The sequence below is a fragment of the Pusillimonas sp. SM2304 genome (genome assembly GCF_031628915.1).
In the GTDB taxonomy this organism is placed as follows: Bacteria; Pseudomonadota; Gammaproteobacteria; order Burkholderiales; family Burkholderiaceae_B; genus Pusillimonas_C.
On sequence record NZ_JAVLUJ010000003.1, the window covers coordinates 323,185 to 343,568 of the forward strand.

Below are 20,384 nucleotides of genomic sequence, written 5' to 3' on the forward strand. Positions count from 1 at the left end.
ACCTTTAAAAACGAGGCAACTCGGGAAAACGGATTTCTCCGCCATGAACATGCATCTTCCCGTATTCGGCACAACGCACCAGCGTGGGGATGACTTTTTCCGGATTCAGCAGGCCATAAGGATCGAACGCGCGCTTGAACGCGCAGAAAAAATCAAGTTCCTCGCGCGTGAACTGTACGCACATCTGATTGATCTTCTCCAGGCCGACGCCATGCTCGCCGGTGATCGTCCCGCCCACTTGCACGCATAGCTCAAGAATGGCGGCGCCGAACTTCTCCGCGCGCTCGACTTCCTGCGGCTGATTGGAATCGAACAGAATCAGGGGATGCAGATTGCCGTCGCCCGCATGGAACACGTTGGCGCAGCGCAAGCTGAACTCGTCTTCCATTTGTTCGATGGCGCTCAGCACCCGGCCCAGGTGCCTGCGCGGAATGGTGCCGTCCATGCAGTAATAGTCGGGCGAAACCCGCCCGGCAGCCGGGAATGCGTTCTTGCGGCCCGCCCAGAACACCAGGCGCTCCGCCTCGGACGCCGACACCTGCAAGCGCGTGGCGCCCGCCTGTTCAAAGACAGCCAGCATGCGCTGAATTTCGTCTTCGACTTCTTCTTCGGTGCCGTCGGACTCGCACAGCAAGATGGCATCGGCATCCAGGTCGTAGCCTGCCTTGACGAAAGGCTCGACCATATGAATGGCGCGCTTGTCCATCATTTCCAGCCCGGCGGGAATGATGCCCGTGGCAATGATGTTGGTCACGGCCTGCCCCGCGGTTTCGACACTGGCGAAACTGGCCATGATGACCCGGGCGCAGGCAGGCTTGGGAATCAGCTTGACGGTGACTTCGGTCACCACGCCCAGCATGCCCTCGGAACCGATGAAAGCCGCCAGCAAATCAAGCCCCGGGCTATCGGGAGCCTCGGACCCCAGCTCGACGATCTCGCCATCGATGGTGACCATGCGCACCCTTAATATATTATGCACGGTCAGCCCGTATTTCAGGCAATGGACGCCGCCGGAGTTTTCCGCGATATTGCCGCCGATAGAACAGGCGATCTGGCTGGACGGATCGGGCGCATAGTACAGGCCGTAAGGCGCCGCCGCTTCCGAAATGGCCAGGTTGCGAACCCCCGGCTGCACGACGGCCGTGGCCGTTTCAAGGTCGATGCTCAGGATGCGGTTGAGTTTTGCCAGGCCCAGCAGAATGCCTTGCGCGTGCGGCATCGCCCCGCCCGACAGTCCGGTGCCTGCGCCACGCGCCACAATGGGTATATTGAACGCCTTGCAGGCCTGCAGCACGGCAACGACTTGCGCCTCGTTCTCGGGCAATATGACAACGGGCGGGAGCGCGCGGTACAAGGACAGGCCATCGCATTCGTAGGGACGCGTGTCTTCGATTTTCGACAGAATGCAATGCCTGGGAACGCTGGGCTCCAGCCGGGCAATCAGGCCCGCGAAATCCGGGGCATGCTCGGCCACCGGGCTCATAACAGTATCGGTCATTGTCTCTCTTTATCGTTGTTTTTATAGGGCGGCGCCCAGGCTGGGCGCTGCCGTTTCAAGCCTGCGGAATGATCTTCCCCGGATTCAGGATGTTGTGGGGGTCGAAAGCATGCTTCAAACTTGCCATCAGGTCGAGGGCGTCGCGCCCGTGCTCGGCCACCATGAACTCCATTTTATGCAGGCCGACGCCGTGCTCGCCCGTGCAGGTGCCCTCCATGCGGATGGCCCGCTCGACCAAGCGCCGATTCAGCGCCTCGGACTCTTCCCACTCGGCGGGATTGTCTTGGTCCAGCAGCATCAATACGTGGAAGTTGCCGTCCCCCACATGCCCCACGATGGTATACGGAAAACTGGCTCGGTCCAGCTCGACGGCGGTTTCGGACACGCACTCGGCCAGACGCGAAATAGGTACGCAGACATCGGTCGTGCTGGCACGGCAACCGGGGCGCAGCTGCAGGCCGGCGAAATAGGCGTTGTGGCGCGCCGTCCATAAGCGGCTGCGGTCTTCCGGCTGCTCGGCCCAGTCGAAATCCATGCCGCCGTTATCGCGTGCGATGCCCTGCACGATTTCGGCCTGCTCTTTGACCCCTGCGGGGCTGCCGTGGAATTCGAACAGCAGCAAGGGGGATTCGTTCAGGCTGAGCTTGCTGTAGGCATTCGTGGCCTTGACAGCCCAGGTGTCCATGAATTCGACGCGGGCCACAGGCACCCCCATCTGTATGATCTCGATCACGCTTTGCACGGCGGCTTGCAGCGTGGGAAAGTTACAGATGGCGGCCGATATGGCTTCGGGCTGTGGATACAGGCGTAGGGTGACTTCGGTAATGATGCCCAAAGTGCCTTCGCTGCCGACGAAGATACGGGTCAGGTCGTAGCCCGCCGATGACTTCCGGGCCCGGTTGGCGGTTTCGATGACGCGGCCGTCGGCCGTGACCACCTTCAGGGACATGACATTTTCGCGCATGGTGCCATAGCGCACCGCATTTGTGCCCGAAGCCCGGGTTGCCGCCATGCCGCCCAGGCTGGCGTCCGCCCCCGGATCGATGGGGAAGAACAGACCCGTATTGCGGATTTCGTCATTCAACTGCTTGCGGGTGACCCCGGCTTGCACCGTCGCGGTGAAGTCTTCGGGGTTGACGGCCACCAATTGGTTCATGCCCGAAAGATCCAGGCTGATGCCGCCCTGGATGGCCAGCAGATGCCCTTCGAGCGACGACCCGACGCCATAAGGAATCAGCGCAACCTTGTGCTCATGGCAATGGCGCGCCACCCAGGCGACATCTTCCGTGCTGGAAGCAAACACCACCCCATCGGGCAACATCGGCGGATACGGCGATTCGTCGCGCCCATGATGCTCGCGTACGGCATGGGCGGTCGAAAAGCGGTCGCCAAACCTTTCGGCCAGCGCTTCAAGAAAGCCGGCCGGAATAGCGCGACGCAATACTTCTGAAACAACAGGGGCGTTCATGCCTGGACTCCTGGAAACCTTGCTGCTTGCTATCTTAGCTTTATACCCCATACTAACGGGTTTTACGCCTTGCTGCCGATCAGGGCATTTGCCGATTGCACAGATGTCTGGCGACGATGCCGGACAGCCGCCGCCAGGCGCTCAAGCACCCGCACAGAGTCATCCCAGTCGATGCAGCCGTCGGTAATGCTTTGCCCGTAAGTCAGATTCTGGCCCGCGACCAGGTCCTGGCGTCCACCCACCAGATTGCTTTCTATCATGACCCCGAATATGCGCTCGTCACCGGCTTCCATTTGCCCGGCGACATCTTCCAGCACCAGCGGCTGGTTCTTGTAGTCTTTATTGCTATTGGCGTGGCTGGCGTCGACCATGATGCGCGGGCGCAGCCCCGACTTGATCATCGCCTGGCAGGCCGCCTCGACATTCTGGGCATCGTAATTGGGGGTTTTGCCGCCCCGCAGGATGACATGGCAGTCGTTGTTGCCTGCCGTGGAAACGATGGCGGAATGTCCGCCCTTGGTGACGGACAGGAAGTGATGCGGTTGCGACGCCGCCTTGATGGCATCGATCGCGATCTTGGTATTGCCGTCGGTGCCGTTCTTGAACCCGACCGGGCAGGACAGCCCCGACGCCAGTTCGCGGTGCACCTGGCTTTCCGTGGTTCTTGCCCCAATGGCGCCCCAGGAAACCAGATCGGCGATGTACTGGGGCGTGATCATGTCCAGGAACTCGCAACCGGCCGGCAAACCCAGCGCATTGACGCCAATGAGCAGTTCACGCGCGGTGCGCAGCCCCAGGTTGATATTGAAGCTGCCGTCCAGCCCCGGGTCGTTGATCAGCCCCTTCCAGCCGACGGTCGTGCGGGGTTTCTCGAAATACACCCGCATGATGATTTCAAGCTCGCCTTTGAAATGCTCGCGCTGCGCCAGGAGGCGTTTGGCATATTCAAGGGCGGCGACCGGATTATGGATGGAACACGGGCCGATCACCACGACCAGGCGGTCATCGGAGCCATGCAAAATATCGTGTACGGCACGGCGGGCGCCATACACCGTGGACGAAATGCCGGTCGTGCAGGGAAACTCGCGCATAACATGGGCGGGCGGGCTAAGTTCCTTGATTTCCCGGATACGTAAATCATCAGTATTGTGCGACACAGCTAGACTCCAGAGTAATTGTGCCCGCCTGCTGGCGGTACAAAAAAAGCCGCCTAGCGACGCTGGCGGCTTTTTGGGAATTTGGTTCTTTTTACTGCGTACAACGCTTCCCTTCCTCCACCAGCGGTTTTGGAAAAGCAAAAAAATAAAAAAAGAAAAATGGGCTTGCGCGGTACATAGAGGCCAATCCTAGCATAGAGTTTTTATCTTGCCAATAAAAAATCAGGCCTGCCCTGCAAAAACCAGAGGGATAGGCGCCGTCAACGTGTCCATTACACTAATATTAATTTGAGTTCAAATAATTATGTAGTGTATGATTTTATTGATGATCATTTCTGAGCCAATTGAAAAGCGCGGCCTTGACTGGAACGCAGCTTATCAACCACAGCAAAAGGATATGCAATGAACACGATAAAAAAAGCGGCGCTTTATGTCCTGGCCGCCTCGCTGACAGGCAGCCTGGCCGGTCAGGCCACAGCTGCCAGCCTGCAGGAAATCAAAGATCGCGGCACCGTCCGCATTGCCGTGGCCAACGAAATCCCTTATGGCTATATGGACCTTGACGGGCAGGCCAAGGGCGTGGGGCCCGATACGGCCAAACACATCATGGAGCAGTTGGGCATCGGCAAGATCGAGTGGGTGACGACCAACTTCGGCTCACTGATCCCCGGGCTGCGGGCCAATCGCTTCGACATGGTCGCGGCCGAGATGGCCATCTTGCCGCAACGCTGCAAGGAAGTGCTTTTTTCAGAGCCCAACAGCTCGTACGGCGAAGGGCTGCTGGTCGCCCAGGGCAACCCGGACGACGTGCACACCTACGAGGACTTTGCCAAGTCCGATAAGAAAGTCGCCATCATGGCGGGCGCCGACCAGCTTGAAATGCTTCAGGCGCTGGGTGTGCCGGCAGACCGGATGGTCACGATCTCGAACAACGCCGATGCCATTTCCACCGTGTCGACCGGGCGTGCCAGCGCCTATGCGGCGACCAGCCTGACCGTGGGCGAGCTGGCGGGGAAAAGCAAGAAAGTAGAAGCCGCCAAGAACTTTACTGATCCCGTGATCGACGGCGCGCCGGCGCGCAGTTGGGGCAGCTTCACCTTCAGCCAGAATTCAGAGGATTTCCGCGCTGCGGTCAATACCGAGCTGGCCAAGTTCAAGAAGACAGAGGACTGGGAAAAAATCCTTTCTCAGTACGGCTTCAGCCCTACCGATGCCAAAGAGTCGTTCAGCAAAACCACCGAGCAACTCTGCGCTGAGTAAAGCGCAAGCATCCGATGGAATGGCTTAGCTACAGCACGCCGCTGCTGCAAGGTGCCTGGGTAACGATACAACTGACGGTTTATTCGACCATCCTGGGCGCGTTTTTCGCCTTTGCCTTTGGCATAGGAAAAATCTCCTATAACTGGCTTGCCAAAGGGATATCGATCTGCTTTATCGAGGTATTCCGGGGCACGTCCCTGCTGGTCCAGCTGTTCTGGCTTTATTTCGCCCTACCCGTCCTGGGCCAGGCCATCGGCATAGACCTGCGGCTTCCGCCTGTCATTGCCGGTACGCTGGCCTTGAGCCTGAACATCGGCGCTTACGGCGCGGAAGTCGTACGCGGCGCCATCCAGGCGGTGCCGCCCTCCCAGCATGAAGCGGCCAAGGCGCTTGACTTCACCCCCAGGCAGGTCCTGTGGCGCATCTCGCTGCCGCAGGCCATCCCTGAAATGATGCCCAGTTTCGGCAATCTGGCGGTCCAGAACCTGAAAGACACGGCGCTGGTTTCGCTGATCAGCCTGGGCGACCTGGCCTTCCGGGCCGAACAGATCCGCAACTTCACGCAGGACAGCGTCACGATCTACACCCTGCTGCTGTTCATGTACTTCGGCATGGCGCTGGTTCTGACCGCCATCATGAAGCTGTTGGAACGTTCCGTCGGGCGCTGGCGCGCGGGGAGGACCTGAGCATGCTGTTCGGTATAGAGTGGGACACCACCAACAACTGGCTTTTCGCGTCATCGATACTGCCCATCCTGTTCAAGGGCCTGGTCGTGACCATACAGGCCACCGTCCTGGGATTTTTCGTTGCGGCCGTGCTGGGCCTGGTGCTGGCGGCGCTGAAGTCGTCCCGGCTGCGCATCGTGTCATGGCCGGCGCGCCTGATTACCGAGTTCATCCGCGACACCCCCCTGCTGGTGCAGCTGTTTTTCCTGTATTACGTGCTGCCCGAGTATGGCATTGTGCTGCCCGCTTTCCTGACGGGGGCGCTGGCCCTGGGTATTCAGTACAGCGCCTACACCTCGGAGGTCTACCGGGCCGGCATTGAGTCGATCACACGCGGCCAGACCGAGGCCGCCTGCGCGCTGGACCTGTCGCCGCTGCGCACATTCAGCGTCATCATCGTGCCGCAGGCCATCCCCCGCATCATCCCGGCGCTGGGCAACTATCTGGTTTCCATCATGAAAGATGTGCCGGTGCTGTCGGTGGTGTCGGTACTGGAAATGCTCAATGTGGCCAAGATTATTGGCGACCGCACCTTTAATTACCTGGTGCCGCTTTCCATGGTGGGCGGCCTGTACCTTATTATGACTTTAGTCGCTTCGGCAGCCATACGCCATCTTGACCGGCGCCTGCCCAAGCAAGGGATACCCCTGAAATGAACGAAGCAGCCAACGAAGCGAAGGCGCCCGTGGGCCCGGCGGCCGCCATGGCCGGACAAGAGGCCGAGCCCATTATCCAGTTCGACAAAGTCGTCAAGCGCTTTGGCGATGTGACCGTGCTCGACGCACTGGATTTCTGCGTCAGGAAAGGCGAGAAAGTCACCATCATCGGGCCGTCCGGCTCGGGAAAGTCCACCGTCCTGCGCATACTCATGACGCTGGAAACGATCAATGAAGGCGTCATTCACGTTGCCGGCCGGCCGCTCTGGCATGAACGCCAGAACGATCAGCTGGTTCCGGCCAGCGAGGCGCATCTGCGCGAGATGCGCAAAGAAATGGGGATGGTGTTTCAGCAGTTCAACCTGTTTCCCCACATGACGGTGCGGCGCAATGTTACCGAAGCGCCCGTGCATGTGCTGGGCCTGTCCAAAGAAAAAGCCAACCAGCGCGCCGAAGAATACCTCGACCTGGTCGGGCTCTCGGACCAGGCCGACAAATTCCCCAGCCAGTTATCGGGCGGGCAGCAGCAGCGGGTCGCCATCGCCCGGGCGCTGGCCATGAAGCCCAACATCATGCTGTTTGACGAACCGACCTCGGCGCTGGACCCGGAGTTGGTGGGCGAAGTGCTCAGCGTCATCCAGCGCCTGTCCGAAGAGGATGACCTGACCATGCTGCTGGTGACGCACGAAATGCAGTTCGCCAAGCAGATATCGGACCGTGTCTGCTTCTTCGACAAAGGCCGCATCGTCGAGGAAGGCCCGCCGGAACAGGTATTCACCTCGCCCCGCGAAGTGCGCACTCAAGAGTTCCTGAAGGGATTCATCAACCCCGGCTGAAACGGCATGACGCCGGCACCGCCGGCTTGGCCCGCAAACAAAAACACCCCGGCGGCGGATCCTAGGGTCCGCCGCCGGGGTGCAGTCTTGTGTCCAGGCGGATTCGGCCCGGACCGCCAGGCGCCTAAGCGGTCACGGTGGCGTCGAGCGGCACCAGCGGGTCGAAGCTTTTACGCGTGGCGATATGCTCCGGACGTGGCGCCAGACCATATTTTGGCGGCTCCAGCGTGTTTTCCACGCTGTTGTACACCATGAATACGTTGGCGCGCGGCCATGGCGAAATATTGCCGTTGGAACCGTGCATGGTGTTGCAATCGAAGAACACGACGGAACCCGCGCGGGCGGTCATGGCCTGAATGCCGCCCTGCTCGGCCAGCAGTTGCAGGCTCAGGGTGTCGGGCACGCCATACTCTTGCTTTTTAAGCGACTTCTTGTAGTGGTTGTCGGGTGTGACGCCCTGGCAGGATATGAATTGCTGATGCGAGCCGGGCAACAGCATCAAAGGACCATTGCAGGCATTGTTGTCGGTCAGCAAGACCGAGCAGCTCAGCGCGCGCATGCCCGGCATGCCGTCCTCGACATGCCAGGTTTCAAAGTCCGAATGCCAGTAGAACTCCTTGCCCTTGAAGCCCGGCTTCATGTTCGCCCGGGATTGATGCATATAGACTTCGGAGCCCAGCAACTGCCTGGCCACATGGATCAAGCGCGGGTCGCGCGCCAGTTTGTCCATCATCTGGCTCAACTGGTGCACCCGGAAAATCGACCTGACCGCATCGCTGCCGGGTTCGGTAATGGCCTCTTCCAGGTTGGTGATGGACGGATCGGCGCTCATGCGCTTGACCTCGTCCAGCAAGCCTTGCACCTCGTCTTCGCTGAAGACGTCTTCCAGCATCAGGAAGCCATCGCGTTCGTATGAAGCCACCTGCGCGGACGCCAGCGCGTCCGCATAAGCGCCGCCCCCATAGACCACCGGGTCGCGGCGGGCAATGATGGCAGAGGTTCGGTCTGTACGCGACGCGTACAGATCCTTCATCAATATATTCATCTGTTTACTCCTTCGCGCTCAAGCCGCGTCGGTGACCAGCGGATACACCCCTTTATCGTCGTGCACCTCGAAGCCGGTCAACGGCGGATTGAAGACGCAGATCACGCGCAGCGGCTCTTTGCCGCCGCGCAGCCAATGCTCGTCATTCTTGTCCAGCGCATACACCACGCCGGGGCCCAAGGCATACTTCTTGCCATCGGCTATGGTTTCGACTTCTCCGTCGCCTTCCACGCACCACACCGCTTCCAGATGGTTCTGGTAATGGATATGCGTTTCCGTACCCGGAAAGATCACCGTTTCGTGGAAGGAAAACCCCATGCCGTCTTTCTGCAGCAGCACACGGCGGCTAAGCCAATTCTGGGTCTTTACTTCGTGCTCGGTGCCGATCACATCTTTGACGTTCCTGACGATCATCCTGCCTGTCCTCCAAATTTCAATACACGGGCACGCACGCCCTTCTCTGCCAGCGCTTCCGCCAGGCTGCGTTCGATGACCTCCAGACCGCGCGTCAGCAACTCGTCCTCGATAGTCAGGGCCGGCAGTAACTTCAGCACTTCGTCATTGGCGCCCGAGGTTTCGATCACCACGCCGCGCTCGAACGCCTTCTTGGCGATCAGGCCAGCCAGGTCATCGTCCGCCGGGGTCACCAGGCCCTGGATCAGCCCGCGGCCACGCACGCTGAGCCCCGCCATGGGATAGCTGTGAACCAGGTTTTCCAGCCAGTCGCGCACCAGGCGTTCCTTGCGTTGCGTGTTCTGGGCAAAGGTATCGTCGCGCCAGTAGCTGTCCAGGGCCTGGGCCGCCGTCACGAACGCCATGTTGTTGCCGCGGAAGGTGCCGCTATGAGCGCCCGGCTTCCAAATATCGTGCTCGGGCTTCATCAACACCAGCGACATCGGCAAGCCAAAGCCCGACAAGGACTTGGACAGCGTGATGATGTCGGGCTCGATGCCGGCCGACTCGAAGCTGAAGAAGTTGCCGGTACGGCCGCAGCCGACCTGGATGTCGTCCACGATCAACAGCATGTCGTGCTGGCGGCATACCCTTTGCAGCTCTTTCAGCCAGCGCTTGGACGCCACATTGACGCCGCCTTCACCCTGCACCGTTTCAACGATAACAGCAGCGGGATGGTCCAGCCCGCTACTGTTATCGTTCAACATGCGCTCGAGATAAGCGATGGTGTTCACATCGGGGCCCATATAGCCATCGAAAGGCATGAAGGACGTATTGCTCAACGCCACGCCGGCCGCCTGGCGGAATTTGGCGTTGGCCGTGACCGCCAGCGAACCGCCGCTGACGCCATGGAATCCGTGCGTGAACGAAATGATGTTTTGCCGGCCCTTGACTTGCCGCGCGATCTTGAGCGCGGCTTCTACCGCATTCGTGCCGGTGGGCCCGGTAAATTGAAGGGTGTATTCCCAGTTGCGCGGCTTGAGCAGCACCTGGTCTACCGTTTCAAGAAAATATTTCTTGGCGCTTGTTGCCATATCCAGGCCATGCACCACGCCATCCGTGTCCAGATACTCGATCAGCTTCTGCTTCAGAATGGGATTGTTATGGCCGTAATTCAGGGTTCCGGCACCGCTGAAGAAATCTATGTATTCTTTTTTTGCTTCATCGATCAGTACGGAGCCGCGAGCTTGTTTGAAGATGACAGGAAACGACCGAACGTAGCCCCGCACCTCCGACTCCATCCGGTCAAATATTTTTAAGTCCATCATGTTTTCCTCTCCTGGTTGTGAGGCGCCGATCAGAAAAAAACCGGCCAGTGCGCCGAATATTTCCTGACGCCTCGACTGTTGAACGACTTGCTTCTTATCGAAGCAATTCGGAACGAAACGGCCCGATGCGCAGCAAGGGCTCGTCTTCGTGGGCTTGCGGCCCGAACATATGCCGCTCGAACAGCGGCTGCTCGTTGACAGGCGCAAGCAATTGCCGGGCCAGACCCGCAAACATGCCACGTGATGCGCTGTTGTCCGGACCGACGGTGGTTTCTATGAATTGAATGTGGGCGAGGCCGGGGCGCTGCAGCAGATTCTGCAGCATGCGCCGCCCCAGACGCTGGCCGCGCGCCCGCTCGTGCACGGCGACCTGCCAGACGAAAAGCGTATCGGGCCGCTGCGGCGGCACATAGCCGGACACAAAACCGTGCAGGGTGTCGCCCGAGCCGGCCAGAATGCACGTCTGGCCGAAGTATTCGCTTAGGAGCAGGTAGGTGTAAACGGAATTGAGGTCGAGCGGGGGGCACTCGGCGATAAGACGGTGGATGCCTGCCGCGTCGCCTTTTTGCGGGGCGCGCATCCACGCAGGGGAGTCAGTGCAGCACGTGTCGTCTGCGCTTGCTGTGGGCTTGATCGAGGAGAAGATAGTTTCGCAATCTGTCACACGACCAGTCCCGATTCGGGAAGCGCGCCCCCAAGGGGCACATCGAGAATCGGCGAGGCAAGCTCGCCGGGTGCTTCCACTGGCGCGACGCCATCGGACTCCATCAAGTCGACGATGCGTTCAAGCGACATGGTGATGGTGGCTTGCTCCAGCTCGGGCAAGGCATTCAATGCGTCTGCAAGTTTTTTCTGCAGCGGGGAAGGCGTTTCGTGGGCAAGCTTGATGCCGGCCTCGGTTGCCGTCACAAAGACGATGCGGCGGTCTTCGCGGCCCCGTTCCCGGTTGATCAAACCTTTGTCCTCGAGACGATCAAGAATGCCGACCACGGTGCTGGCGCTGACATGGATTTCACGGCTGATGGCCGTGGCGGTCAGCGGCCCGTGGTCGATGACCGCGCGCAGGCAGATCAGTTGCGGCGCCGTAATGTTGCTGTAGGCCGCCAACTGGCGCGAATGCAGCGCAACCGAACGCGTAATGCGTCTCAAGGCGCGCAAAATGCGCAAATCGTACTGCTGAGCAGAAGATGATGTAGTCGTCATGATCAAAAAGAATTCAATCCAATTAATTTCTATAGAAATCATAAGCGCGCAAACCAATGATGTCAACCAACGCATCGGGAGGCTTTACACGCCTGGAAGGGGGAAATCAGCGCAGTACGCAAAAGGGCCGGAGGGGTTTGACACACCCTCCGGCCCTTTTTCTGTGTCTAGCCCGCTATGAGGCCAGGGGTGCGGAGCGGCCGCACCCGATAAACGTCGTATGGATCAGGCGGTACCGCCAACCGTCAGGCCGTCCATCCGCAATGTCGGCATGCCGACGCCCACCGGTACGCTCTGCCCTTCCTTGCCGCAGGTGCCCACGCCCGAGTCCAGTTGCAAATCATTACCAATAAGGCTGACCTGGTTCATGGCGTCCGGTCCGTTGCCGATGAGCGTGGCGCCCTTGACCGGATAGGTCACCTTGCCGTTTTCTATCATGTAGGCCTCGGAAGCCGAGAAAACGAATTTGCCGCTGGTGATATCGACCTGGCCGCCGCCGAAATTGACGGCATACAGGCCTTTCTTGACCGATGCGACGATTTCCTCTGGCGGCGTTTGCCCGGCCAGCATATAGGTATTGGTCATGCGCGGCATGGGCAGATGCGCATAGGATTCGCGCCGTCCATTGCCCGTCACAGGCATTTTCATCAGCCGGGCATTCATTGAGTCCTGCATATAGCCCTTCAAAATACCGTCTTCGATCAGCACATTGCGCTGCGTTGCATTGCCCTCGTCATCGATATTGAGCGAGCCGCGGCGATCGGCAATCGTGCCATCGTCGACGACGGTTACGCCTTTAGAGGCGACACGCTCGCCGATCCTGCCGGAAAATACGCTGGACCCCTTGCGGTTGAAGTCGCCCTCGAGCCCGTGGCCGACGGCTTCGTGCAGCAAGATGCCGGGCCAGCCGGAACCCAGCACCACCGTCATTTGGCCTGCCGGCGCGGGCCGGGCTTCAAGATTGGTCAGTGCTTCGTGCGTGGCGCGCCGCACGTAGGAACGCAGGATGTCGTCGGTGAAATAGCCCAGGCCTGTACGGCCCCCGCCGCCCCCATGCCCCATTTCGCGCCGGCCGTTGCGCTCGGCGATCACGGTCAGCGACAGGCGCACCAGCGGGCGAACATCGGCGGCGAGCCGCCCGTCGCTGCCCGCGACCAGGATGACGTCGTATTCTGCGCCCAGGCCCGCCATGACCTGGATGATATGCGGGTCGGAGGCCCTGGCCATTGCTTCGACCCGCTCCAGCAAAGCCACTTTTTCAGGCGCCGACAAGGTATTGACCGGATCGATGGCAGGGTAAAGGCCGTGGGCGGGCGGCGGGTGACCGCTGATCACCTTCTGGCGTCCGGCCCCCTGGCGCCCGATGGTGCGCACCACACGGGCCGACGAAAGCAAGGCATCGGAAGACAAGGTGTCGGAATAGGCAAAAGCGGTTTTCTCGCCACTGATGGCGCGCACACCCACGCCCTGCTCAATGGAAAAACTGCCTGTCTTGACGATACCTTCTTCCAGGCTCCAGCCTTCGCTGCGCGTATATTGGAAATACAGGTCGGCATAATCGACCTTATGAGTGAAAATCTCGCTCAGGGCGCGGGCCATGTCTGATTCGCTCAAGCCCCAAGGGTCCAGCAAAACCGATTTGGCCGTGGCCAGAGCATTAATGGCGGGATCCGCAATTTTCATAAATAAATGAGTCCGTTACTGTGTTTACATCGTGCGATGCTTCAATGCGGGCAAAGAGGCCCGGACATCGGAAATTCGTTCAAGGCTGATTGTGCCTGCGGCCATACCCGGCCCTTGCTCGACACGGTCGATGATGTCGCCCCAAGGATCAATTAGAACAGAATGCCCCCATGTCCGGCGGCCATTTTCATGCTCGCCGCCCTGGGCCGGCGCCAACACGTAGCATTGATTCTCGATCGCGCGGGCGCGCAGCAGAATTTCCCAATGCGCCGAGCCGGTTGTATAGGTGAAGGCCGCGGGCAGCACAATCAGGTTCACATCGCCCATGGCCCTGAAAAACTCGGGGAAGCGCAAGTCGTAGCAAATGGAAAGCCCGGCACGCCCACACGGCAACATGACCGTTTGAGGCGCGTTCTGGCCGGGCCGGATGGACAGGGATTCGTCGTAGCATTCCTGGCCCTTTTTAAAACCGAATAAATGAACCTTGTCGTAGCGTGCCGCTTGCTTTCCAGAGGGGTCATAAACCAGGCTGGTATTAAAAATACGCTGCGGTTCGTCATTATCGAGCGGCAGGGTTCCGCCCACCAGCCATATTCCGTGCTGGCGGGCCTGGCCGGACAGAAACGCCTGAATGGGGCCATTTCCGGGCGCTTCCTTAATAGCCAGTTTATCGACGTCTTTATGCCCCATAAAACAGAAGTATTCGGGCAGCGCAATCAATTGGGCGCCCGCCTGCGCCGCCTGGGCAATCAGCGCCGCCGCTTGATCCAGATTATCTTCAACCCGGGGCGAAGACACCATTTGAATGGCGGCAACGCTGAAATTATTTTCTGTTCCGTTCATAGTTAATCAGCATATTAATCGCTATAATACGCGGCTTGGGCCGCAGCATTTATCTTTAAATATATGCCTTTCCATCCCGCCAATGGAAAGCCAATCGAACTAAGTGCTGCGCAGGCTGAAAAGCCGGGCATATTAACGGTAAGTCTCTGCAACCCTTATTACAGGAATATCGAATGACGCGCGATACACATTCTGCCCTTATGCAAAAAATAGAAAAAGAAATACAGAAGCTCCAGAAACAGGCCAAAGCGCTACAGGCAAAACGCCGCGGCCCGGTCATGACATCCATCATTCGGTCGATGCGTGAATACGATATCACGCCGGACGACATTGCCGCAGCCTACAACAAGAAAACCGGCACAAGCCCCGCGCGCAAGTCGCCGGCCGGCGCCGTGGCAAAACGCAGTGTCCCCATTAAGTACCGCCACCCCCAAACGGGCGAAACCTGGACGGGCCGGGGCAAGGCGCCCCGCTGGATCACGCACGCCGAGGCCGATGGCAAGAACCGCAGCGAGTTTTTGATTTCGGGCTGATGCTGGCTGCGGCAGGCCGGCCGGGGCCTGCCGAACAGCAAGGCGCCGGCTGGATATCGCCTTAGCGCCTTCTTTCGAACTCGACTTCACGGGTCTGCCCGTTATTCCCCGGGAACCGGTCAAATACCGCCCTGGCCAGATAAGGCATGGCCTGCATGAGATTATCCCCGGAGCTGGCATTAACCGCGCTTGACCTATAAACCTCGGCATTATTATTCCGATTATCGTTAATAATGACCGTCAAGGTATTTTTATAAATATCAACGGGGAAGTTCGATACCGAGGGCGACATATATATACCGCCCCCCCATCCGCGAAAGCCGCCATAATATCCGCCGAAGGCGGGACCCATCCAGCCGTCATTCAGATAAGGGTCGTTATAACGCTGCACCCAGGTTTTAGTCACCGGATTATCGTAGCTGATATGCAGGTTGAAACGGGCCGTGCTGCCCGGCTGAGCCTCGACCAGGCCTGTTTGGCCTATCGACGCCCGTATCATGTCGGCCACATTCTGAAATTCCAGATTATTCTCTTGTCCGGCGGCCTGCACGATACGATAGGACTCGCCTTGCGCATTGGCCGGCCACTGCTGATAGCTGGTGACCCTTGCCGATAGCGTAGAAGCGCAACCGGCCACCAGGAAGGCGCCGGCCGCGACGGCCATCAGCCGCCCCATCGAGCGTTGGTATTGATGAAATGTGTGCCGCATACTTCCCCCTGCTTGATAATGACGCTGATCGGCTTACTGCACTGCAACACCCTACACCGGTATTCGCATGCTACCCGATCTGTATAAGACCATGGCGTTCGGCCAAAGGTTGCATCGGCTATGTAAAAACCGCAACATGAAGCTAACACTACAATACGTGAGTCTGGACATTATCTACTGATTGCTATGCGCACCGATACCGCCCCCACTATTTCACGCCACGATTATCAACCTTATCCCTACCGCCTGCCACAGGTGCTGCTGGATTTCGAGCTGAATCCGGCCCAGACCCGCGTGCGTGCGCAATTGCACTTCGAGCCGGCAACGCCGGAACCGCAACCCCTGGTCCTGAACGGACAAGACCTGCAACTTGAATCCATCGTCCTGAATGGCATCGCGCTCGGCCCGGATCAATATCGCCTGCAGGACGAAACCTTGACGGTGTTCCCCGGCGCCGGCCCTGTCACGCTCGAGATTGTCAGCGTATGCCAGCCCCAGCAAAATTCAAGCCTGATGGGGCTCTACGTATCGGGCGACCAGCTGTTTACCCAATGCGAAGCGGAAGGCTTCAGGCGCATAAGCTGGTTTCCAGACAGGCCCGACGTCATGGCCCGTTATCGCGTCCGCATGCGCGCCGACAAGCAACGCTATCCCCTGCTGCTCTCCAATGGCAACCTGCTCGAACAGCGCGATTTGCCCGATGGCATGCACGAGGCGGTGTGGGAAGATCCCCACCCCAAGCCCAGTTATCTGTTTGCCCTGGTCGCCGGCGATTTCGACTGCCGCGAACAGACGATACAGACACGAAGCGGGCGCCCGGCCTTGTTGCAGGTATATAGCGACATCGGCACAAAAAACAAGACGGAATGGGCGCTCGACTGCCTGGACCGGTCGGTCAAGTGGGACGAGGACCGCTTCGGCCTGGAGCTGGACCTGGACCGCTTCATGATCGTGGCGGCACGCGACTTCAATATGGGCGCGATGGAAAACAAGGGGCTGAACGTATTCAACGCCGCCTATGTCCTGGCCGATGCCGACACGGCGACGGATTCCGCCTATCGCGCCATCGAGGCCGTCATCGGCCATGAATATTTTCATAACTGGACCGGCAACCGCGTTACCTGCCGTGACTGGTTCCAACTATCGCTCAAGGAAGGGCTGACCGTCTTCCGCGACCAGGAATTTTCGGCCGACATGCTGGCCCAGGGCTTGAGCGGCCCGGAAGCGGCCAGCGCGCGCGCGGTCAAGCGCATCGACGATGTCAGCACACTGCGGGTAGCGCAGTTCCCGGAAGACGCAGGCCCCATGGCCCACCCCATCCGGCCTGAAAGCTATCAGGAAATCGGCAACTTCTACACCGCCACGGTCTACGAAAAAGGGGCCGAGGTCATACGCATGCAACACACCCTGCTAGGCGAAGAAGGGTTCCAGGCCGGGCTGGCCGAGTATTTCCGGCGCCACGACGGCGCGGCGGTCACCTGCGACGATTTCGTCAGCGCCATGGAAACCGTCTATTCGCGGCAAAATCCCGGAAAAAACTTCGACATCTTCCGCCGCTGGTATTCGCAGGCCGGCACGCCGCGCGTGCAGGCCAGGCTTTCCTATGACGCGGACAGTCAAACATGCGCCATCACCCTACGCCAGCACAACGCCGCGGTGGGCATTGAAAAGCTCAGCAACCCGCCCTTGCCCAAGCCCCCCCTGCATATCCCGTTCGCCATGGGCCTGCTGGGGCAGGCCGGGCAGCCGCTCGCCATCACGCACGAAGGCGCGGTGCACGACACCATTCTGCTTGAGCTCTGCCAAGAGGAACAGACCTGGACCTTCACCCACATTCCCGAGCGGCCCGTCCCATCGCTATTGCGGCATTTTTCAGCGCCGGTGATTGTCGACGTGGATCGAAGCGACGCCGACCTGACCTTGCTGGCGCAGCACGACACCGACCCCTTCGCCCGCTGGGAGGCCGGGCAAGAGCTCGCCACACGCCAGTTGCTGGCGCTGGTGAAATCTTTTTCCGATGGCGCCCAAGCCGGCATAGATCCGCATTTTGTCGATACCTGGCGCAGCCTGCTCGACGACACCACGCTGACCGCCGCCTACAAGGCCCGGGTCCTGAGCCTGCCCAGCCAAAAAGAGCTCCTTGAAAAAACAGCGCCCATGAACCCGCTGGGCGTCGTGCAGGCCAGCCGATTCCTGCGTGCCGAGCTGGGCAAGGCGTTGGCCGGCCAGTGGCTGGACACTTATCGCGCCGCAAGCGATACCGGCGCGCCTTATCAGCCCGACCCGCTGTCGTCGGGCCGGCGCGCCCTGAAAAACCTGGCGCTTGCCTACCTGATGGCGGCCGGCCACCCCCAGGCCGAAGCCTTGGCGCTGGACCAATACTACAGCGCAAGGAATATGACTGACCGCATGGGCGGCCTGTCGGCCCTGGTCCACTACTCCAGCTCTGCCGAATGCGCAGAGGCGCTGGATCACTTCTACGAACAATGGCAGCACGATGCGCTGGTCATGGACAAATGGTTCACGCTGCAAGCCGTGGCGCCCTCTACCTCGGTCGACAAAGTCCGCGCGCTGATGGTGCATCCGGCCTTTTCGCTGCGCAACCCCAACCGCGCCCGCGCCCTGATCTTCCAGTTCTGCCTGAATAACCTTGAAGGGATCCACCACCCGGAAGGCTACGCCTTCTGGGCCGAGCAGGTGCTGGCGCTGGACCAGATCAACCCCGAGATCGCCGCCCGCCTGGCCCGCGCATTCGATAACTGGGCCCGCTTTGGCGCCCCGCAGCGCGATGCCCTGCGCCAGGCGCTGGAACGCATCCGGCAGCAAGCCGGTCTGTCGCGCAATGTATCTGAAATCATTTCAAAAGCCTTGAACATTTAGCTCCGGAGCATGCATGAAACGTAAAACACTGACCCAATATCTGGTCGAACAACAAAGACAGGAGCAGGCCGTGTCGGCGGAAGTGCGCCTGCTGATCGAAACCGTGGCGCGCGCCTGCAAAGCCATCAGCCATGCGGTCAGCAAGGGCGCGCTGGGCGGTGTGCTGGGCAGCCTGGAAACCGAAAACGTACAAGGCGAAGTACAGAAAAAGCTGGATGTCCTGTCCAACGAAATATTGCTCGAAGCCAACGAATGGGGCGGCCACCTGGCCGCCATGGCCTCCGAGGAAATGGAAACCATACACCTGATTCCCAACCGCTATCCCAAGGGCGAATACCTGTTGCTGTTCGATCCCCTGGACGGCTCGTCCAACATCGATGTGAATGTATCCATCGGCACGATCTTCTCGGTCTTGCATGCGCCGCACCATGCGTCGGGCCGCGATGTGGACGAACAGGATTTCCTGCAGGCCGGGGCTAAGCAGGTTGCGGCGGGCTACGCGGTTTACGGTCCGCAAGCCATGCTGGTCCTGACGGTGGGAACGGGGGTGGTCAGCTTTACGCTGGACCGTGAAATGGGTTCGTGGGTGCTGACAGGCGAAAACATAAGGATTCCCGAGCAAACCACCGAATTTGCCATCAATATGTCGAACATGCGCCACTGGGAGGCCCCGGTCAAACGCTATATCGGCGATTGCCTGGCCGGCGAGACCGGTCCGCTGGGCAAGAACTACAACATGCGCTGGATCGCCTCCATGGTGGCCGACGTGCACCGCATCCTGACGCGGGGCGGCATCTTCATGTACCCCCGCGACGAGCGGCCATCGGGCAAGGCAGGCAAGCTGCGCCTGATGTACGAAGCCAACCCCATGGGTTTCATTGTGGAGCAGGCCGGCGGCGCCGCGATCGACGGCACGCAGCGCATCCTTGACGTGCAGCCCACGGCGCTGCATCAGCGGATAGGGGTGATTCTGGGGTCGAAGCAGGAAGTCGAGCGGGTGCGGCGCTACCACGAGGAAGGCTAAGCCTGGCCCCGGGGCAGGGCCGGGTTCACTGCCTGTACGGCTTCGCCCCCGCCTATACAAGCGCGGGGGCGGACGGGCGGGGGTTTAGTCGAGCGTCAGGATGGTTGCGCCGGTGGTTTTACGGCCGGCCAGCGCTTCCTGTGCATCGCCGGCTTGTGCCAGCGGGAAGCGCTGGCCGATAGCGATTTTGATTTTCTTTTTGGCGACCAGGCCGAACAGTTCGTCGGCGGCGGCTTGCATTTTCTCGAGCGTGGAAACGTGCGTGCCCAAGGTGGGACGGGTGACGAACAAGGAGCCCTTGCTGGCCAGCACGCCCAGGTTGACGCCCTCGACCGAACCGGACGCATTGCCGAAGCTGACCATCAGGCCCCGCGGTTCAAGGCAGTCGAGCGAGGTCAGCCATGTGTCTTTGCCCACGCCATCGTAGACCACCGGCACTTTCTTGCCCTGGGTGAGTTCCTTGACCCGCTCTACCACGTTCTCGCGCGAGTAGTCGATGACTTCCCAGGCCCCGTGCGCTTTGGCCAGCGCGGCCTTTTCAGGCGTGGATGCGGTGCCGATCAGCTTGACGCCCAATGCTTTGGCCCACTGGCAGGCGATCAGGCCGACGCCGCCGGCTGCCGCATGAAACAGAATGGTTTCGCCGCCTTGCAGGCGATAGGTCTGCCTGAACAGGTATTGCACGGTGAGCCCCTTGAGCATCAGCGCCGCCGCCTGGTCGAAATCCACGCCCTTGGGAATCTTGACGACCCGGTCCGCAGGCACGTTGCGCGCTTCGGCATAGGCGCCGATGGGGCTTTGGCCGTAGGCGACCCGGTCGCCGGCTTTCAGATGCTTGACGCCAGCGCCAACGGCTTCGACCACGCCCGAGGCCTCGAAGCCCAGGCCATGCGGCAAGGGGTGGGAATACAGGCCGGTACGAAAATAGATGTCGATGAAATTAAGCCCCACCGCTTTTTGGCGTATAGTTACTTCGTTTTCCTGAGGGGCCGGCACGGATACTGAAACGAGCTTCAGCACTTCAGGGCCACCATTTTTCTCGATACGTATTGCTTTAACCTGGTTTTCCAAGACGGACTCCTTGCGTAGTTGTGTGATGCGTGTTCGACTGCGCCTAGTTTAAATCCTAATTGCGTTTCTGTA

At 59.9% G+C, this 20,384-nt stretch carries 19 protein-coding genes; 7 read left to right on the plus strand and 12 right to left on the minus strand.

Going from position 1 to position 20,384, the window contains the following annotated elements:
- Nucleotides 1–4: 4 nt before the first annotated feature.
- The 3 genes from RE432_RS16425 to aroG all read right to left on the minus strand — a co-directional run bounded on the left by RE432_RS16425 (nucleotide 5) and on the right by aroG (nucleotide 4,123).
- Nucleotides 5–1,498, minus strand: a complete 1,494-nt coding sequence (locus RE432_RS16425; protein ID WP_409079882.1) for an FAD-linked oxidase C-terminal domain-containing protein — start codon at nucleotides 1,496–1,498, stop codon at nucleotides 5–7.
- A 55-nt stretch (nucleotides 1,499–1,553) separates the two neighbouring features.
- Nucleotides 1,554–2,966, minus strand: coding sequence for an FAD-linked oxidase C-terminal domain-containing protein (locus RE432_RS16430; RefSeq protein WP_310934600.1), 1,413 nt, complete (start codon nucleotides 2,964–2,966; stop codon nucleotides 1,554–1,556).
- 62 nt (nucleotides 2,967–3,028) lie between these two features.
- Complete coding sequence (gene aroG / locus RE432_RS16435; protein WP_310934601.1) at nucleotides 3,029–4,123, minus strand: 3-deoxy-7-phosphoheptulonate synthase AroG; 1,095 nt, start codon at nucleotides 4,121–4,123, stop codon at nucleotides 3,029–3,031.
- Nucleotides 4,124–4,525: 402 nt separating this feature from the next.
- On the opposite strand from aroG, the gene ehuB reads away from it, so the two are divergent.
- From ehuB to ehuA, 4 genes are read left to right on the plus strand one after another with little or no spacing between them, the layout of a single operon-like run.
- Nucleotides 4,526–5,383 carry an ectoine/hydroxyectoine ABC transporter substrate-binding protein EhuB gene (gene ehuB, locus RE432_RS16440; RefSeq protein WP_310934602.1) on the plus strand — a complete coding sequence of 286 codons (858 nt, stop codon included), beginning with the start codon at nucleotides 4,526–4,528 and terminating at the stop codon, nucleotides 5,381–5,383.
- Between the two features lie 14 nt (nucleotides 5,384–5,397).
- Complete coding sequence (gene ehuC / locus RE432_RS16445) at nucleotides 5,398–6,069, plus strand: ectoine/hydroxyectoine ABC transporter permease subunit EhuC (protein WP_310934603.1); 672 nt, start codon at nucleotides 5,398–5,400, stop codon at nucleotides 6,067–6,069.
- Nucleotides 6,070–6,071: 2 nt separating this feature from the next.
- On the plus strand, nucleotides 6,072–6,764 hold the full coding sequence (ehuD, locus tag RE432_RS16450) for an ectoine/hydroxyectoine ABC transporter permease subunit EhuD (protein ID WP_310934605.1): 693 nt from the start codon (nucleotides 6,072–6,074) through the stop codon (nucleotides 6,762–6,764).
- On the plus strand, nucleotides 6,761–7,600 hold the full coding sequence (ehuA, locus tag RE432_RS16455; RefSeq protein ID WP_409079883.1) for an ectoine/hydroxyectoine ABC transporter ATP-binding protein EhuA: 840 nt from the start codon (nucleotides 6,761–6,763) through the stop codon (nucleotides 7,598–7,600). Before ehuD ends, ehuA begins: the two co-directional genes overlap by 4 nt.
- 124 nt (nucleotides 7,601–7,724) lie before the next feature.
- Here the strand turns inward: ehuA and thpD are convergent, their stop codons facing one another.
- From thpD to RE432_RS16490, 7 genes are all read right to left on the minus strand, one after another.
- The gene (thpD, locus tag RE432_RS16460; RefSeq protein ID WP_310934606.1) at nucleotides 7,725–8,645 is read right to left on the minus strand and encodes an ectoine hydroxylase; all 921 of its coding nucleotides are present in this window, start codon (nucleotides 8,643–8,645) and stop codon (nucleotides 7,725–7,727) included.
- 18 nt (nucleotides 8,646–8,663) lie between these two features.
- On the minus strand, nucleotides 8,664–9,059 hold the full coding sequence (locus RE432_RS16465; protein ID WP_310934607.1) for an ectoine synthase: 396 nt from the start codon (nucleotides 9,057–9,059) through the stop codon (nucleotides 8,664–8,666).
- Nucleotides 9,056–10,363 carry a diaminobutyrate--2-oxoglutarate transaminase gene (ectB, locus tag RE432_RS16470; RefSeq protein ID WP_310935207.1) on the minus strand — a complete coding sequence of 436 codons (1,308 nt, stop codon included), beginning with the start codon at nucleotides 10,361–10,363 and terminating at the stop codon, nucleotides 9,056–9,058. The genes RE432_RS16465 and ectB overlap by 4 nt, the downstream gene beginning before the upstream one ends.
- 97 nt (nucleotides 10,364–10,460) lie before the next feature.
- Nucleotides 10,461–10,946, minus strand: coding sequence for a diaminobutyrate acetyltransferase (gene ectA / locus RE432_RS16475; RefSeq protein ID WP_310934608.1), 486 nt, complete (start codon nucleotides 10,944–10,946; stop codon nucleotides 10,461–10,463).
- Nucleotides 10,947–11,026: 80 nt separating this feature from the next.
- Nucleotides 11,027–11,569, minus strand: a complete 543-nt coding sequence (locus RE432_RS16480; protein ID WP_310934609.1) for a MarR family transcriptional regulator — start codon at nucleotides 11,567–11,569, stop codon at nucleotides 11,027–11,029.
- 225 nt (nucleotides 11,570–11,794) lie between these two features.
- Nucleotides 11,795–13,252, minus strand: coding sequence for a metalloprotease TldD (gene tldD, locus RE432_RS16485; protein WP_310934610.1), 1,458 nt, complete (start codon nucleotides 13,250–13,252; stop codon nucleotides 11,795–11,797).
- A gap of 24 nt (nucleotides 13,253–13,276) precedes the next feature.
- The gene (locus RE432_RS16490; protein WP_310934611.1) at nucleotides 13,277–14,095 is read right to left on the minus strand and encodes a carbon-nitrogen hydrolase family protein; all 819 of its coding nucleotides are present in this window, start codon (nucleotides 14,093–14,095) and stop codon (nucleotides 13,277–13,279) included.
- A 173-nt stretch (nucleotides 14,096–14,268) separates the two neighbouring features.
- Here RE432_RS16490 and RE432_RS16495 point away from each other — a divergent pair, with 173 nt between their 5' ends.
- The gene (locus tag RE432_RS16495; protein WP_310934612.1) at nucleotides 14,269–14,628 is read left to right on the plus strand and encodes an H-NS histone family protein; all 360 of its coding nucleotides are present in this window, start codon (nucleotides 14,269–14,271) and stop codon (nucleotides 14,626–14,628) included.
- Between the two features lie 61 nt (nucleotides 14,629–14,689).
- Here the strand turns inward: RE432_RS16495 and RE432_RS16500 are convergent, their stop codons facing one another.
- The gene (locus RE432_RS16500; protein ID WP_310934613.1) at nucleotides 14,690–15,337 is read right to left on the minus strand and encodes a DUF4136 domain-containing protein; all 648 of its coding nucleotides are present in this window, start codon (nucleotides 15,335–15,337) and stop codon (nucleotides 14,690–14,692) included.
- A 186-nt stretch (nucleotides 15,338–15,523) separates the two neighbouring features.
- Between RE432_RS16500 and pepN the strand changes: the two genes are divergently transcribed.
- Nucleotides 15,524–18,217, plus strand: coding sequence for an aminopeptidase N (gene pepN, locus RE432_RS16505; protein ID WP_310934615.1), 2,694 nt, complete (start codon nucleotides 15,524–15,526; stop codon nucleotides 18,215–18,217).
- Nucleotides 18,218–18,230: 13 nt separating this feature from the next.
- Nucleotides 18,231–19,241: a class 1 fructose-bisphosphatase gene (locus tag RE432_RS16510; RefSeq protein ID WP_310934616.1), complete on the plus strand. Its 1,011-nt coding sequence runs from the start codon at nucleotides 18,231–18,233 to the stop codon at nucleotides 19,239–19,241.
- A gap of 84 nt (nucleotides 19,242–19,325) precedes the next feature.
- On the opposite strand, the gene RE432_RS16515 is transcribed toward RE432_RS16510, so the two are convergent.
- Complete coding sequence (locus RE432_RS16515) at nucleotides 19,326–20,312, minus strand: quinone oxidoreductase (RefSeq protein WP_310934617.1); 987 nt, start codon at nucleotides 20,310–20,312, stop codon at nucleotides 19,326–19,328.
- Nucleotides 20,313–20,384: the final 72 nt, after the last annotated feature.

Bases quoted from the DNA above. Each gene is read 5' to 3' on its own strand.
- RE432_RS16425 (WP_409079882.1), bottom strand. From the start codon at position 1,498: ATGACCGATACTGTTATGAGCCCGGTGGCCGAGCATGCCCCGGATTTC.
- RE432_RS16430 (WP_310934600.1), bottom strand. From the start codon at position 2,966: ATGAACGCCCCTGTTGTTTCAGAAGTATTGCGTCGCGCTATTCCGGCC.
- ehuB (WP_310934602.1), top strand. From the start codon at position 4,526: ATGAACACGATAAAAAAAGCGGCGCTTTATGTCCTGGCCGCCTCGCTG.
- ehuC (WP_310934603.1), top strand. From the start codon at position 5,398: ATGGAATGGCTTAGCTACAGCACGCCGCTGCTGCAAGGTGCCTGGGTA.
- ehuD (WP_310934605.1), top strand. From the start codon at position 6,072: ATGCTGTTCGGTATAGAGTGGGACACCACCAACAACTGGCTTTTCGCG.
- ehuA (WP_409079883.1), top strand. From the start codon at position 6,761: ATGAACGAAGCAGCCAACGAAGCGAAGGCGCCCGTGGGCCCGGCGGCC.
- thpD (WP_310934606.1), bottom strand. From the start codon at position 8,645: ATGAATATATTGATGAAGGATCTGTACGCGTCGCGTACAGACCGAACC.
- RE432_RS16465 (WP_310934607.1), bottom strand. From the start codon at position 9,059: ATGATCGTCAGGAACGTCAAAGATGTGATCGGCACCGAGCACGAAGTA.
- ectB (WP_310935207.1), bottom strand. From the start codon at position 10,363: ATGGACTTAAAAATATTTGACCGGATGGAGTCGGAGGTGCGGGGCTAC.
- ectA (WP_310934608.1), bottom strand. From the start codon at position 10,946: ATGCGCGCCCCGCAAAAAGGCGACGCGGCAGGCATCCACCGTCTTATC.
- RE432_RS16480 (WP_310934609.1), bottom strand. From the start codon at position 11,569: ATGACGACTACATCATCTTCTGCTCAGCAGTACGATTTGCGCATTTTG.
- tldD (WP_310934610.1), bottom strand. From the start codon at position 13,252: ATGAAAATTGCGGATCCCGCCATTAATGCTCTGGCCACGGCCAAATCG.
- RE432_RS16490 (WP_310934611.1), bottom strand. From the start codon at position 14,095: ATGAACGGAACAGAAAATAATTTCAGCGTTGCCGCCATTCAAATGGTG.
- RE432_RS16495 (WP_310934612.1), top strand. From the start codon at position 14,269: ATGACGCGCGATACACATTCTGCCCTTATGCAAAAAATAGAAAAAGAA.
- RE432_RS16500 (WP_310934613.1), bottom strand. From the start codon at position 15,337: ATGCGGCACACATTTCATCAATACCAACGCTCGATGGGGCGGCTGATG.
- pepN (WP_310934615.1), top strand. From the start codon at position 15,524: ATGCGCACCGATACCGCCCCCACTATTTCACGCCACGATTATCAACCT.
- RE432_RS16510 (WP_310934616.1), top strand. From the start codon at position 18,231: ATGAAACGTAAAACACTGACCCAATATCTGGTCGAACAACAAAGACAG.